The sequence below is a fragment of the Rheinheimera soli genome (genome assembly GCF_021290985.1).
Taxonomy (GTDB): Bacteria; Pseudomonadota; Gammaproteobacteria; order Enterobacterales; family Alteromonadaceae; genus Pararheinheimera; species Pararheinheimera soli.
Genome location: NZ_JAJOYU010000033.1, coordinates 1 through 14,133 on the forward strand (window position 1 = coordinate 1; position 14,133 = coordinate 14,133).

At 45.8% G+C, this 14,133-nt stretch carries 14 protein-coding genes; 5 read left to right on the forward strand and 9 right to left on the reverse strand.

Annotated features, from left to right (window positions below):
• On the reverse strand, positions 1-282 hold a 282-nt coding region (locus LSG37_RS17710; RefSeq protein WP_233081137.1), incomplete at its 3' end, for a hypothetical protein.
• A 637-nt stretch (positions 283-919) separates the two neighbouring features.
• Between LSG37_RS17710 and LSG37_RS17715 the strand changes: the two genes are divergently transcribed.
• The gene (locus LSG37_RS17715) at positions 920-1,942 is read left to right on the forward strand and encodes an alpha/beta hydrolase (protein WP_233081138.1); all 1,023 of its coding nucleotides are present in this window, start codon (positions 920-922) and stop codon (positions 1,940-1,942) included.
• Positions 1,943-2,001: 59 nt separating this feature from the next.
• Here LSG37_RS17715 and LSG37_RS17720 read toward each other — a convergent pair whose 3' ends face one another.
• Positions 2,002-2,937, reverse strand: coding sequence for a redoxin family protein (locus tag LSG37_RS17720; RefSeq protein ID WP_233081139.1), 936 nt, complete (start codon positions 2,935-2,937; stop codon positions 2,002-2,004).
• Positions 2,938-3,198: 261 nt separating this feature from the next.
• On the opposite strand from LSG37_RS17720, the gene LSG37_RS17725 reads away from it, so the two are divergent.
• From LSG37_RS17725 to LSG37_RS17735, 3 genes are read left to right on the forward strand one after another with little or no spacing between them, the layout of a single operon-like run.
• The gene (locus tag LSG37_RS17725; RefSeq protein ID WP_233081140.1) at positions 3,199-3,906 is read left to right on the forward strand and encodes a 3-keto-disaccharide hydrolase; all 708 of its coding nucleotides are present in this window, start codon (positions 3,199-3,201) and stop codon (positions 3,904-3,906) included.
• The gene (locus LSG37_RS17730; protein ID WP_233081141.1) at positions 3,906-5,585 is read left to right on the forward strand and encodes a GMC family oxidoreductase; all 1,680 of its coding nucleotides are present in this window, start codon (positions 3,906-3,908) and stop codon (positions 5,583-5,585) included. Before LSG37_RS17725 ends, LSG37_RS17730 begins: the two co-directional genes overlap by 1 nt.
• Positions 5,585-6,379 carry a gluconate 2-dehydrogenase subunit 3 family protein gene (locus LSG37_RS17735; RefSeq protein ID WP_233081142.1) on the forward strand — a complete coding sequence of 265 codons (795 nt, stop codon included), beginning with the start codon at positions 5,585-5,587 and terminating at the stop codon, positions 6,377-6,379. Before LSG37_RS17730 ends, LSG37_RS17735 begins: the two co-directional genes overlap by 1 nt.
• 194 nt (positions 6,380-6,573) lie before the next feature.
• Here LSG37_RS17735 and blaOXA read toward each other — a convergent pair whose 3' ends face one another.
• The 7 genes from blaOXA to LSG37_RS21460 all read right to left on the reverse strand — a co-directional run bounded on the left by blaOXA (position 6,574) and on the right by LSG37_RS21460 (position 12,715).
• Complete coding sequence (blaOXA, locus tag LSG37_RS17740; protein WP_233081174.1) at positions 6,574-7,347, reverse strand: class D beta-lactamase; 774 nt, start codon at positions 7,345-7,347, stop codon at positions 6,574-6,576.
• Positions 7,348-7,419: 72 nt separating this feature from the next.
• Positions 7,420-7,986, reverse strand: a complete 567-nt coding sequence (locus LSG37_RS17745) for a DUF4256 domain-containing protein (protein ID WP_233081143.1) — start codon at positions 7,984-7,986, stop codon at positions 7,420-7,422.
• A 1-nt stretch (position 7,987) separates the two neighbouring features.
• A complete protein-coding gene (locus LSG37_RS17750) occupies positions 7,988-8,446 on the reverse strand; it encodes a hypothetical protein (protein ID WP_233081144.1) in 459 nt (152 codons plus the stop codon).
• 91 nt (positions 8,447-8,537) lie between these two features.
• Positions 8,538-8,774, reverse strand: a complete 237-nt coding sequence (locus LSG37_RS17755) for a hypothetical protein (RefSeq protein ID WP_233081145.1) — start codon at positions 8,772-8,774, stop codon at positions 8,538-8,540.
• A gap of 159 nt (positions 8,775-8,933) precedes the next feature.
• Positions 8,934-11,138 carry a catalase/peroxidase HPI gene (katG, locus tag LSG37_RS17760; RefSeq protein ID WP_269836653.1) on the reverse strand — a complete coding sequence of 735 codons (2,205 nt, stop codon included), beginning with the start codon at positions 11,136-11,138 and terminating at the stop codon, positions 8,934-8,936.
• 707 nt (positions 11,139-11,845) lie between these two features.
• The gene (locus LSG37_RS17765; RefSeq protein ID WP_186435240.1) at positions 11,846-11,995 is read right to left on the reverse strand and encodes a hypothetical protein; all 150 of its coding nucleotides are present in this window, start codon (positions 11,993-11,995) and stop codon (positions 11,846-11,848) included.
• A gap of 357 nt (positions 11,996-12,352) precedes the next feature.
• Complete coding sequence (locus LSG37_RS21460) at positions 12,353-12,715, reverse strand: YebG family protein (protein ID WP_366515574.1); 363 nt, start codon at positions 12,713-12,715, stop codon at positions 12,353-12,355.
• Positions 12,716-12,851: 136 nt separating this feature from the next.
• Between LSG37_RS21460 and LSG37_RS17775 the strand changes: the two genes are divergently transcribed.
• On the forward strand, positions 12,852-14,123 hold the full coding sequence (locus LSG37_RS17775) for an anti-phage deoxyguanosine triphosphatase (RefSeq protein ID WP_233081146.1): 1,272 nt from the start codon (positions 12,852-12,854) through the stop codon (positions 14,121-14,123).
• Positions 14,124-14,133: the final 10 nt, after the last annotated feature.

Genomic DNA, 14,133 nt, shown 5'->3' on the forward strand with positions numbered 1-14,133 from the left:
GGGTTCGGTACAGCCAAGAATTGCAAGCTGGCCCGAAGGTAGCCTAAGCGGAACTTCGATGAAGTAATTATCTATTTGGGTAAGAGGCAGTTCTAATTCAAATATTTTTACGCTGACACTGACTTCTTGAGGTTTCTGGGTGTGAATGACAACAATACCGTCAGCAGCCCGATAACGATTTTCTATGTCTTCATCTGTGATAGTTTCAGGAATTGGCGGGCAAAGCTCTAGGTCAATGAAATAGAACTGACAGTAGTCGGCGAAGATTTTCATGGTCACCATAGTTCTTCCTTGAGTGTCTAACATTTATATATTGTGCCGGCACGCTTTCTATGGTTTTACCAGATAACCGACCTGCATTAATCCATTGATAAAAAACATGAATTCTAAATAACTACCGCGCAATCCGGCCAAAAGCGTACCGGCACAGTATTACTTTTTTCTTGCCTGTTATTTTTAAGATGGACCACTTTAAGTTTCTAAATTAGAGTCTTTTTCTTTCTTCAGCAACAAATAAATGTGCCTGTGTATTTTGTCAAAACGTGCCTGTTTTTTGATAAAGTAAATAACACTGTGTATTCGTCCATATGTGCAGCGAAAGTCGGCAGTTGACACGCCACCAACATTAAGATTCACGTTTTTTAAGATTGACATGCGGGTCGGGCAAGCTCGACCCCTACAGTGTTTTTTTATTTCAGTTGGCTTCATCTGCTCCTTGCACTATTTCGCAATCCAAGCCCCGGCCCAATCAGGCGAAGCCCTTTCACAATTTATTTATCCGCCTAACGTTTTTTCACACAAAAGCCTGTTGCGCCGAATTGCCTTGGTATCAACCACAAATTCATGTTTCTATAAAAGCATCGGCTAACAGACCAAAGCTTGGTGGTGCAAACCGCCGGCAATATTATCAGGAGTTTTTATGCGCAAGGGGCAAGTTGCTGTTTTTTATCTCGTCTTTTTTATCGCTTCACTTTTTAGCCAGCAGGTGTTGGCACTCAATGAGGTGAAATTACATAAAGATGTTGAGTGGGCTAAGGTGAAGGGTTTTTCGCTGACGACTGATGTCTACAGCCCGCAAAAAGCGGCTAAGCCTTTGCCTGTGCTGGTGATTTTTCATGGTGGCGGCTGGCTGGTGAATAACAAAAGCATAATGAACGATATGGCACTTTATATGGCAAGCAAGGCTGATCTTGTGGTGGTGAATATGAACTACCGGCTGCTTGGCGATAATAACAACAGCACCAGGGTCAACGAGATAGTCGAAGATGCACTGGGTGCGGTGCTTTGGGTTAAAGATCATATTAAAGAGTTCGGCGGCGACCCGGCTAAAATTGCTGTGACTGGCGACAGTGCTGGTGGGCATTTGGCGTCCATGGTGATGTTGGCAGGTCGCTCTTTGGATTCAAAAGGTTTTACACCACAAAAACAGAAGTTTACTCCAAGTTATCTGCCAAAAGGTAAAACGGCCGAGCAAGTCGCAGCTGCTGATGGTGCCAAAGTGCAGGCTGTGATCTTAAGTTACACCGCTTTTGATTTACTCGAAAGCGCAAAAGGCGGCTTTGAGACAGCGCAAAACCCGTTCTGGAAATGGAGTAACGCCAGTCCACGTGGCTTGTTTGGCGCAGGCATCAGCTATGATAGCCATGAACAGTATTACAAAGCTGTATCGCCGCTTTATCTGTTGCCACAAGATGGTTACAAACTGCCGCCTCAGTTTGTACTGCTCGGCAGTGAAGATGGCCTGACCACACCTGAAGTTGCAAGTGGTTATGTCAACTTACTCAAAACGGCAGGACAGCAGGTGGAATTTAAAATTTATCAAGGCAAAGGCCACGGCTTTCTTGATAGCGGTTGTAACGACTACACCAAGGGCTGCTTTAAAGATTTGGCCACACCTACTTTAGATGACATGATTAAGTTTTTGAATTCAGTGTTTAAATAGACCGGTATTCTACTAAGCAAAGGTGGCACCGCACTGTGCCACCTGCAACTTAATCCACCTTACTGCAGCTGCTTGACTATTTGCTGCGGGTTTGAAAAGTCACTGATTTCAGCTACTTTTTTGCCATCTTTTAGTTTCAGCAGCACAGGAATAGTTCGAACGTTAAAGTGCTGAAATAACACTCCGTAACTATCAATCTGAAAAGGGACTTTCATCTGATACAGAGCATTAAATTCAGCCAAGGCTTTGTCGTCTGTCCACAAATGATTCACCACCCCACTCCAGTTTTTTTGCGGTAACAAAGCGGCCAGTTGGTTTAAGCCAGCTTGGGCATCCTTACATTGTTTTGCCATTTCAGGTCTGGACTCAGCCAGATACCAGTCGCACCAGGTGGCGGTAAAAAACACCAGTTGCTCACCACTCTGATACTTAGCTAACAGCTTTTGTTGAGCTGCATCACTCAACTTTGAGGTTGCCGTTTCGGCAGGTAACTGCTGACCTTGCGCCAGCCGACTGATAAAACCATCCAATACAGAGTCCGACTCATGGGAGCTGTACAGCTTTTCGCCTTTAGGGTTTAACAGCACAGAATAAGGTGTGCCCACTAAACCCATAGCCAAAGCCAACTGCCCCTGCTGATCCAGATAAATTGGCATAGTGAGTCCAAAGCGCTGCTGTACCTTGCTGATCTCCTGACGTTTTTCGTTGATATTAATATTCACGGCTACAAAGTTCACTTTATCGCCATAGTCTTGATAGAGCTTTTCAAAATGCGGCATTTGCTCCATACAAGGCTGACACCAGCTGGCCCAAAACTTGATATATATGGGTTTGTTTTGGTCGAGACTGGCTAATGCAAAAGGCTGAAGGGTTTTAAATTGTTGCAACTGCACTGTTTTATAGTCAGGTGACATCTTAGAGTCAGGTGATTGCGCCCAACCGGAAAAGGCCAGGCACACCAACACAGGCAGCATAAAACGGACTAACTTAGGCATCAGAACTCTCCTTGAAAAAACTTTGCACAGTCTGACACTCGCTGCAGCTTTTGCCTTGTATATTTGCGACAACTTTTTCTGCTTGCTAAGGACAACTTCAACTCAGCGCATGCATTAGCAGTTGCAACTCAAAAAATAAAAACAGAGCTTGCTTTCTGTTGCCGATACTTGCTTTTATAGAGCAACAATGAAACCGATTACAGCAAACTGAATCAAAAAATAATGCCAGCAGAGCATTGAACAGACAGCAGGAGTAACAACTTGATTTTATCTATAAAAAATAACGCATTAGCAGCATTTACTCTTATTTTTGCTATGAGCCTGCCCGCCTTCGCCGCCGACAATCAACTTACGGCACAGGAAAAAGCAGACGGCTGGCAGTTGTTGTTTAATGGCAAAGACCTATCCCAGTGGCGTACTTTTAAACATCCCACAGTGAACGAGAAGTGGCAAATTGAAGATAGTGCTATAGCTCTGACTGCAGGTGGTGGCGGCGACTTAATCAGTAAAAAAAGTTACAAAAACTTTGAACTGACACTCGACTGGAAAATTTCGGAAGTGGGCAACAGCGGCATTCTTATTCTGGCTGATGAAAAAGGCAAATACATATACTCCCACGCGCCAGAAATTCAAATTCTGGATAACGAGCGCCACCCGGACAACAAGCTCGACACCCACCTCTCCGGATCTTTGTACGACATGATTGCCTCCCCTGTGGCTTCTCACAAAAAAGCAGGTGAATGGAACAGCGCTAAAATCCGTCTGGAGAATTCTGCTTTAACTGTCTGGCAAAATGATGTGCTAACGGTAAAAGTGACCATAGGCAGCGATGAATGGAACAGCCTGATTGCCAACAGCAAGTTTGCCAACTGGCCTGGTTTTGCCAAAGCCAAAGCAGGCCATATAGGTTTGCAGGATCATGGTGATAAGGTCTGGTTCAAAAATATCAAAATTAAAGAGCTGAACTGATGAAAGATTTTGACTTTGAAGTACTGGTGGTTGGGTCCGGCGCTGGTGGTTCCATGGCGGCTTATGAGCTGACAAAAGCAGGCCATAAAGTGCTGATGCTCGAAGCTGGGCGGGATTACAACCCAAAAACTGAGACCCCTATGTTTAAACGCAATGGTGAAGCCCCCTTGATGGGCGCGGGCAATAAAGATAAAGACTTTGGTTTTTACGACGCCACAGTAGACGGCGGCTGGCAAGTACCAGACGAGCCTTATACAGCAGCAGAAAACTCTGAATTTTTGTGGTGGCGCTCCCGTATGTTAGGTGGCCGCACCAATCACTGGGGCCGCTATTCTTTACGCTTTAGTGAACATGATTTTAAAGGAAAAAGCCGTGATGGTTTAGGGGCAGACTGGCCTTTTGACTACGACGACATTGCGCCCTGGTACGATAAAACCGAAGCTTTAGTCGGCGTCTGTGGCACCAATACCGGGCTGGATGATATGCCGCCTTCATCCGATGGCATATTACAACCGCCGCCTAAGCCACGTATTACTGAGCTTTTAATAGCTGCCGCTGCGAATAAGTTAGGCATTCCTTCAGCGCCTATGCACCGCGCCGTATTAACCCGGCCTTTAGATAGCAGAGCCGCTTGTTTTTATGCCACTCCTTGTGGTCATGGTTGCTCTATTGGTGCCGCTTTTCAAACCACTACTTCGCTTATTCCTATGGCCAGAGCTACAGGCAATTTGCAGGTGATCACTGATGCGATGGTGAAGTCAGTCGATACTGACGAAAATGGCAAAGTGACAGGTGTCAGTTATGTCGATAAAAAAACCGCTACTGTGCACCAACTCAAAGCCAAAGTAGTGATATTGGCCGCCAGTGCCTGCGAATCAGCCCGCTTGTTGTTAAATTCCAAATCAACACGTTTTCCAAATGGTCTGGCCAATTCCTCAGGACAGGTCGGTAAAAACCTGATGGATTCCACTGGTGCCAATATCGGCGCTATGGTGCCAGCCCTGCAAGGTCGCCCGGCGTATAACGAAGATGGTCATACCGCCAATCATTTATTTATTCCATGGTGGGGCCATAAAGCGCAGGAACGTAAAGAGCTGGATTTCCCCCGGGGTTATCACTTTGAAATTGGTGCCCGCTTCCGTGAACCAGGAGCTGGTATAGAAGGTAATGTGCAAGGCTATGGCCTTGAATTAAAACGTCAGGTGAAACACAACTACGGTGCTTATGTAGGTTTTGCCCTGCGTGGAGAAATGGTGCCTAACGAGTTTTGTTATATGGATATAGATCCTGAAGTGAAAGACAAATGGGGTATTCCTGTTGCACGTTTTCACTGGAAATGGTCAGAGCATGAACTGAAACAAGTAGAACATGGCCTGAAAACCGCTCAAGCTATTTTTGCCGAAATGGGTGTTACCTTGAGTGAATTGCCAACTCCAGAGCAGGCCATTTTAAAAGGTGGCGAAATTATTCATGAAGTGGGCACCACCCGCATGGGCGCATCACCAAAAGACTCAGTCACCAACCAATGGGGCCAAAGCTGGGACTGTCCTAACCTCTTTGTGATGGATGGTGGTGTCTTTGCGTCTAACCCCCACAAAAACTGCACCCTGACCATTATGACGCTGGCCATGCGCAACTCATCCTGGTTGTCAGCTCAGTTAAAACAAGGAGCGATCTGATGGCCAAAGATCAAAACAACACAGTGGATCAGCAAGAGATGCAGTACAAATCCGGCATAACAAGACGCGATTCGTTAAAACTGATGATGGCCTTAGCAGCCAGCGCTTTGTTACCTGCAGCTTTAACAGGCTGCGACAGTGCGCCAGTCAGTAAAACGGATGTGGGAGCAGGCGTAGCAAAAGCCAGTACTGAACATTGGCCTGATCTGAAATTATCTCCAATCACTGCAACAGGTTATGGCAAAGATCCAAACTTAATTCTGCCGCCAGAATCGCCCTGGCCTTTAACTTTAACTCAGGCGCAACTGAGCTTAGTGGCTGTACTGTCGGATATTCTGGTACCGCGGGAAGGCAGTGTGCCAAGTGCCTCTGAAGTGCATGTGCCAGCTGTGGTGGATGAATGGGTCAGCGCCCCTTACGAGCGTCAGCAAGAAGACAGAGTGACTATTTTGTCGGCTCTGGCCTGGATAGACGATGAAGCTCAGATGCGTTTTGACAATACCTTTGTTGCTCTGGATAAAACCCAGAGAAAAGCCATTATGGACGATATTGCTTATGACATAGCAGAAACTCCGGCCCAGTTTAAGCGCATAGCCACAGCCTTTGGCCGCTTTCGCGCTTTAGTTCTGGCTGCGTTTTTCTGCACGCCTGAGGGGACAAAAGATATAGGCTATCTCGGCAATGTGCCTATAGGCGGCGATTATCCTGGCCCCACAAAAGAAGCATACGAGCACTTAGATAAGGTACTGGCGGATTTAGGCTTAACTGAATACGCCTATCCAATTCAGGCATGATGGAGCAGCTTGTTGCCATAATTATCGTAGGGGCTGTTGCCCCTGCCCTTTTAAACGCACCGCGGTGCATTTCCAATCACGCCGCGGTATCATTCGACGGGCGGGTACAAGACCCGCCCCTACGGTTTTAACCGTTCTAACTGGCCTATAGGGCGGATCAGGTTCTTGTAATTCCACTGAGCATAAGATCTGCGCTAATTCACTTTCATTGGAGCTGGCAAAGCACCGATAGACTGCAGTACGTCCCGCACCATGGCTTCTCTTTTATAAAGATCAGCCATTCGATCCGGCGTGTCTATATTCAGCGCAAAAAACACCGGCCCTGTTGGCCATTCAACATAGCCCACCCACCAGCCAAAACGCCCTTCCCAGCCGGTTTTTGCCCTTAAGATCCAGTCTTTACCTGCTTCGTTCACCAGCATGTCTTTCACCAACAACTGATGTTCTTTAGCAAAAGGCAATTGATTCAGATACAGTTTTTGTAAAAACGCTATTTGTTCTTCTGCAGAAATAGCCAGCTTGCCATCTACCCAGTAGGAGCCTTTGTCTGTTGAAGGGTCGGCATTGCCATAACCTATTTTTTGCAGATACTCACCTGCGCGCTTTTCCCCAATTTGTTTGGCGAATATCTCATAGACCCAAAGCGCTGAAGTTCGCATCGCTGAGCGTAAGTTCTGATCCTGATTATGGCCTGAGAAACTACGTTCCACTCCATCCCAGCGAAAGATCTGGAATTCATCTTTTAAAACGCCGGCATCCAGCGCCATTAAGCTATGAGGAATTTTAAAAGTAGAAGCCGGAGACATGCGCTGTTTGGCGCGCTCTGGATTAAATACCAGCAGTTTGGCAGGTTTTGCCCGCTCATCCGAAATCACCAGCGTGCCTTTGGCGTTAAACTTAGTGAAGGTCGCTTGCCAGTCAGCAGTTTTTGTTGGCTCTGCTGCACCACAAAGTTGGGCGCAAGCCATTAAAACCAGAGTAGAAACAATTTTTAGAACAGACACTTTAATTCCTTAAGCACTTCATCATTGAACACAAAGTTAAAGCCGTAACGAGCCACGAAAACCTCTGACGCCATAATAGGACTGAGCGCCGTTGTGGTAGATAAATACGCGGCCATATCGGTAGTCGCCAAAGATAGCGCCATCCAAAGCGCGAATTTCCGTTGGTGTTGCTAACCAGCTGGAGGTTTTACTATCGAAAGGGCCAAACTGCTGCAGATAGCGGTAATCATCTTCGGTCAACAACTGAATCCCCATGGCAGCAGCCATATCGATAACGCTGCTGACAGGTTTATGTTCTTTTCTGGCATCCAGAGCTTCGCGATCAAAACACAAGCTTCTGCGCCCTTTTGGGCTTTCTGTTGCGCAATCAAAAAAAATAAACTCGCCGCTTTGTTCATCAAGCCCTACTACATCGGGCTCGCCGCCTGTCGCTTCCATTTGGGCAAGGGATTTGAGTTTGACCGGATCAGCTTCCAGCCTGGCCTGAACCTTGGCCCAATCAAGCCCGGCATGACGATTTTTGTGTTTTTCAAAGCGTGTTTTTAGCAGCTGGATCAGCGCAGAGTGATCAAAGCTATCCGAATCATCTGACTCTGTTGTCATTTTACAAACCCAGTACGGTTTCTAATTTTTTCGTATCAATATGTTTATGCAAACCAGTAAGCGCCTTTGCAACATTAGGGTCAGCAAATAATTCTTTACCTGCAACTTGGCCAAATGCATTAAAGCCCTGCTCTACCGCCGCAGCACCTTCGTACTGAATGGCTTTTTTTGCTGGTGTCACGCAGGTTTCTGTCATCAGACGTACAAACATTTCAGCTGCGGCTTTATTCACAGTATCACGCTGTGCTTCAGTGATATTCGACATGGACGCTACATCGGGATGCAACGCCATCGAAGTAAACATCCATCTCACCAGCAACGTTTTATCATTTTCTGTTGAGGATTCCACCAGACAACGAGATAAGTCGTCGGAATAAACTCCAGCCTGAGAACTGACTGAAAAGCCAAGCAAAACCACTGATATCCATTTTTTCAAATTAATCTGCATTTGATTCTCCATTTTAATGAGTTTTGTCTGCCACTATGGCTATGCACTTTTAATGTTTCAGACTTTCAGCACCAAGTGCCTCAACTAATTCCGCTTCCCTAAACTATTGCTTATGCAAAGTAAAAATCGTAATACCCTGAGTTGCTGCAGCTTTTGTGGATAAAATTTTATAGTAGCCAAGCGATATGCCGTCTTTTTCAAAGGCATAACTTAAGGTGTGTGGTTTTGTCACAAAAACACGGTCCGATACGGTTTGTGACAGCCCAATATCCATTAATTCTTCATACATACGAAAGTAATGTGGTTGAACGGCTATTGCGTCAATCAGTAAAAATTCCATCTTTTGCCCTGTATTCATCCTTTTTGTATGAACTCCAAACTAAGGGGAAAATCACTTCAGTTCAAGCCCTTTTCTAAACTCTACAGTTCAAAAAAGTAAAAAAGGCAGCGGTTAAAAAACAGCTGCCTTTGTTTCAGATCCGATTAAAAATGCGGATTTTTACTTTAAATCAAAGCGGTCAGCGTTCATTACTTTGTTCCATGCGGCAACAAAGTCACGGACAAACTTCTGCTTGTTATCATGTTGAGCATAGACTTCAGCCAAAGCACGCAACTGAGAGTTAGAGCCAAATACCAGATCAACCCTGGTTGCTGTCCATTTTGCAGCGCCAGTTTTGCGATCTTTGCCTTCAAACAACTCAGCTTCCGGTGACACCGGAGTCCAGACGGTATTCATATCCAGCAGATTGACAAAAAAGTCGGTGCTTAAGGTATCTGCCTGTTTGGTAAATACACCATGTTGAGTTTTATCCGCATTGATATTTAACACTCTAAGGCCACCGATCAGAGCTGTCATTTGCGGCGCAGTTAAAGTTAACAGCTGGGCTTTATCCAGCAATAACTCTTCAGCTTTTACAGAGAATCTGTTTTTTTGATAGTTGCGGAAACCATCAGCTGCAGGCTCCATCACAGCAAAAGACTCAGTATCTGTTTGCTCTTGTGTCGCATCAGTGCGGCCTGGAGCAAAAGGTACGTCGATAACTACACCGGCATTTTTAGCGGCTTGTTCTATAGCTGCAGCACCTGCAAGTACAATTAAATCCGCCAGTGACACCTTACGGCTTTCTGACTGGTTATTAAAAGAAGCCTGAACTTGCTCAAGCACAGCCAATACTTTGCTTAATTGAGCAGGCTGATTTACAGCCCAGTCCTTTTGTGGAGCTAAACGAATACGGGCACCATTTGCGCCACCTCGTTTATCTGAACCACGGAAAGTTGAAGCTGAAGCCCATGCGACTGACACCAGTTCTGAAATAGATAAACCAGAAGCCAGGATCTGGCCTTTTAACGCAGCTGTATCTTGTGCGTTAATCAGCTCGTTTGTCACTGCAGGTACAGGGTCTTGCCAAATCAACTGTTCAGACGGCACTTCAGGGCCTAAATAACGCGCCAAAGGCCCCATATCGCGGTGAGTCAGCTTAAACCAGGCCCGGGCGAACACATCAGCAAATTCTTGCGGACTCTGATGGAAACGACGTGAAATCGCTTCATATGCCGGGTCCATTTTCAACGCCAGATCGGCAGTCGTCATCATAGGAGCATGACGAATGGCTGGATCATGGGCATCAGGCACTGCAGTCGCTGCGGACTCGTCCGTTGGGATCCACTGATGAGCACCAGCCGGGCTTTTCACTAATTTCCAGTCATAACCAAATAAAGTGTCGAAATAGCTGTTATCCCATTGGGTTGGCGTTGGAGTCCAGGCACCTTCGATACCACTGGTAATGGTGTGTACACCTTTGCCTGTACCAAAAGCGTTTTTCCAGCCGAGACCCATTTCTTCCATAGCTGCAGCTTCAGGCTCAGCACCTACTAAAGAAGCATCACCAGCGCCATGGCATTTACCAAAAGTATGACCACCAGCCACTAACGCTACTGTTTCTTCATCATTCATGGCCATGCGGGCAAAAGTTTCACGAATATCACGGCCTGAAGCCACTGGATCCGGGTTGCCATTCGGGCCTTCAGGATTGACATAAATAAGCCCCATTTGCACCGCGGCTAAAGGGTTTTCCAATTCACGATCACCCTCATAACGTTTATCGCCCAGCCATTCGGTTTCCACACCCCAGTAAATATCTTCTTCCGGAGCCCAGATATCTTCACGGCCACCGGCAAAACCAAAGGTTTTAAAGCCCATAGATTCCAGTGCACAGTTACCAGCCAAGATCATCAAATCGGCCCATGACAACTGATTACCGTACTTTTGTTTGATTGGCCATAACAAGCGGCGGGCTTTATCCAGGTTACCGTTATCCGGCCAGCTGTTTAAAGGTGCAAAACGTTGTGAACCAGAAGATGCGCCGCCCCGGCCATCTGATGTGCGGTAAGTACCAGCGCTGTGCCAGGCCATACGAATAAACAACGGACCATAATGACCATAGTCGGCAGGCCACCAGTCCTGTGAGTCAGTCATCAGAGCATATAAATCTTGTTTTACTGCAGCCAGATCCAGTTTTTTAAAAGCCTGTGCGTAGTTAAACGGCTGATCCATAGGGTCAGATAAGGAAGAATGTTGATGTAAAATACTTAAATTCAGTTGGTTAGGCCACCAGTCGCGGTTAGAAGTACCGCCAGCTGCTGACTTGGTTAAAGCACCGTGCATCACAGGACATTTGCCTGCGCTGTTTTCGTTGTTTCCCATCTTTTTCTCCAATTGTTGCTGGTATACATGGAATAAATCCATCAAAAGGTGATAACACTGCAATTGGAACCTGCACATCCACGCGGGTTATCGATAACGACCAGATTGTTTTAATCCAAAACACCGGTCCAGACTAGTACTGAAAATGAGCGATATCAGACGAACTCTGTCACTATTTAGTTTTATGCTTCAACACCAGTCTACCTGTTCTAGACCAGAGGCCAAATGAAAAAATTCAATGTCTTCAATCACATTTTCAGATATGACGCTATATGAGCTCCAAACAGAGACCTCATAAAAATAGCCTAAGAGTTACAGATGACAACTAAATGAAGGCAGAAATGGCAGGCAGATCGTGCATAAAAAAAGCCAGCAGCGTGTTTTTGTGCAGGCAAAAAAACATCAGGAATGTTTTTCACTCACATCGTCCATGATGTTCGCCTTCGGCAGCTAAAGCTGTGCAAAACGGCTATCCTGCCGTTTTGTTAACATTGGAGCGACGATGGACCGCGAGCGCCATGGATGGCTGCGAATACAAAAATATCGGGAATATTTTTGAACGGCGTTGTTTGCCGGCCCTTTAGGGTGAGCGCCATGGATGGCTGCGAATAAAAAAAACGCGCTTAGCAGCAATCTAAGCGCGTTAAAGGGGTTACGTTTTTTACAACCACAAGCTCAGCAAAACCTGTGGCAAGTCTTCAGCACCATTATTTGGTGTATACAGCGCCACTCAAACTTAAAGCGCGGCCAATCTGAGTTAAAAACTGATTGATGCGACGCACCAGCAGCAGAGAAGATACGCTGCGCTCTGTCGTGCTAACGTTCGATTTTTCTACTGTGGTATTGATACTGTTCATAGCCAACCTCGTTAAGTTTGAGAAAGTGTTTTTCTGAAAACCTGGTTATTATGCTGTAAATTTAATCAAGCGACGAACGAGATAAATTAGGTTTTGACATTAGATTTTTTAATGAAAATTAATTTAAGTTCGTTACCTTTATTCAGCTACCTTTCATAGTTTCTATTCATAGCCACACATCAAACTTGTTAAAAATGCTGAAAAACCAGCTAATTATGCACATTCATTGATTTCACCCCAATAAAAAAGGCATAACCAGTTTATAGTTATGCCCTTTTTAAACAGCTTCATAAATTAGCTGTTCTAATAAAAAACAAAGGTACAGCTGAGTGAAGACTTCAAAGCTCTGCTGCTAAATTAAGCAGCCATATCAGCTGCAACTTCGGTCACCTCTTCAAGCACAACGGCGGCTTCGCTGTTTTGTGCAGCACCTTGCTCTTTTGTCTTGTCTTTTACTTGCTCTTTGTCAGCCGCCTGAGTTTTATTGTGTTTGGTTTTCTGATTTAAGGTTTGGATCACCAGCTCTTTTTGCTGAGCCAAATACAGCGCCAGATCTTCGCGTTGTTGTTCATCAGGGATCAATTCACTTTGACCCAGCATTAAAAACAGTTCGTCAGCAATATCCAGCATCCGGTCATAGGCGTCTGCTTCAGGCTTTGAACTAAAAGTCATTTTTTCTACTCCAGCGCGCTCAACAATGTATTTAATAATAACGGCCATAAATCCTCCTGCTTTTGATACTGAACATTTATACAGTAACCACTGTTTATTTGTCCAGTGGTATTTGTAAAAAATACGCATCGCCTCTTTTCTGCTTTTGCCGTAGCATAAAGTCATCATCTCAGAAGGATTTTGTATGCAGCATCTGTGGGCCGAACGCCGCCTTGCCGAACATAGTCAAAGACCAAACGATCACCGTACGCCATGGCAGAGAGATAGAGCCAGAATTCTGCACTCGGCTGCTTTTCGCCGCTTGCAGGCTAAAACTCAGATCATGGGCATAGGCCAGAATGACTTCTACCGAACACGCCTGACTCACTCTTTAGAGGCTGCACAAATAGGCACGGCCTTAGTCGCCCAACTCAATTACCAGCAAGACGATCCGGCACTACGGGCTTTGTTAGCGCAAGACAGCTTGATGGAAGCCTTGTGTCTGGCGCACGATTTAGGCCATCCGCCCTTTGGTCATGGTGGAGAAAAAGCTCTCAATGCCTGTATGCAACACTTTGGCGGTTTTGAGGGCAACGGTCAGACCTTGCGAATTGTCGGAAAACTGGAACCCTACACTGCCAGTGGTGGCATGAATTTAAGCCGTCGCACTTTATTGGGTTTACTCAAATATCCGATAGTACAGCCTGCGCTCGGTCAATTTGAACAGGGGCTCACCGTCAAACCCTGCAAAGCTATTTATGCCGCCGACAGTGACTTACTCGACTGGATCTTAAACCCGTTATCAGCAGCAGATCGCAGCGCTTTTCAAGCTACTGAAACTCTGACTAAAGCACCTTTTTTAAAGTCTGTGTATAAATCGCTGGACGCTTCGATTATGGAGCTGGCTGACGATATCGCCTACGGTGTGCACGACCTGGAAGATGCAATAGTCACAGGCACTGTCACTATTGAACACTGGCGTCTTTTAGCTGAACCGGAAATGGCGAAGTTGCCCACAGAGATCGCCAGCGCTTTAAAACATATCAGCCTGAAATTATTTATGCCCGAACATCATATTCGTAAAGACGCCATAGGTGCTTTAGTGAATTTATTGATCACCAGCATTGAGTTGTATCAGCCGCTGCCTGACAGCCAGGATCCGTTAATCCGCTACAATGCCAGGCTACCGGAGCCACAACAGCAATTGCTGCAACTGTTAAAAAGTTTTGTCTATGAAGCCGTGATTTTGTCGCCCGATGTGCAACGGGGTGAATACAAAGGTCAGCAAATTGTGCGTTCATTGTTTGAAGCTTTCAGTTCAGAAGCAGAACGTTTATTACCGGCTAATACAAAAAACCGCTGGCTTATGGCGGATAGCGAACAGAGCAAAATGCGGGTTATTTGCGATTATGTGTCAGGTATGACAGATGAATATGCACTGCGTATGCATCAGCAATTATTCGCCGCATCTTTATAAGTTTTAGTGC

Bases quoted from the DNA above. Each gene is read 5' to 3' on its own strand.
- katG (WP_269836653.1), bottom strand. From the start codon at position 11,138: ATGGGAAACAACGAAAACAGCGCAGGCAAATGTCCTGTGATGCACGGT.
- LSG37_RS17730 (WP_233081141.1), top strand. From the start codon at position 3,906: ATGAAAGATTTTGACTTTGAAGTACTGGTGGTTGGGTCCGGCGCTGGT.
- blaOXA (WP_233081174.1), bottom strand. From the start codon at position 7,347: ATGGCTTGCGCCCAACTTTGTGGTGCAGCAGAGCCAACAAAAACTGCT.
- LSG37_RS17745 (WP_233081143.1), bottom strand. From the start codon at position 7,986: ATGACAACAGAGTCAGATGATTCGGATAGCTTTGATCACTCTGCGCTG.
- LSG37_RS17765 (WP_186435240.1), bottom strand. From the start codon at position 11,995: ATGAACAGTATCAATACCACAGTAGAAAAATCGAACGTTAGCACGACA.
- LSG37_RS17735 (WP_233081142.1), top strand. From the start codon at position 5,585: ATGGCCAAAGATCAAAACAACACAGTGGATCAGCAAGAGATGCAGTAC.
- LSG37_RS17720 (WP_233081139.1), bottom strand. From the start codon at position 2,937: ATGCCTAAGTTAGTCCGTTTTATGCTGCCTGTGTTGGTGTGCCTGGCC.
- LSG37_RS17750 (WP_233081144.1), bottom strand. From the start codon at position 8,446: ATGGAGAATCAAATGCAGATTAATTTGAAAAAATGGATATCAGTGGTT.
- LSG37_RS21460 (WP_366515574.1), bottom strand. From the start codon at position 12,715: ATGGCCGTTATTATTAAATACATTGTTGAGCGCGCTGGAGTAGAAAAA.
- LSG37_RS17755 (WP_233081145.1), bottom strand. From the start codon at position 8,774: ATGGAATTTTTACTGATTGACGCAATAGCCGTTCAACCACATTACTTT.
- LSG37_RS17775 (WP_233081146.1), top strand. From the start codon at position 12,852: ATGCAGCATCTGTGGGCCGAACGCCGCCTTGCCGAACATAGTCAAAGA.
- LSG37_RS17715 (WP_233081138.1), top strand. From the start codon at position 920: ATGCGCAAGGGGCAAGTTGCTGTTTTTTATCTCGTCTTTTTTATCGCT.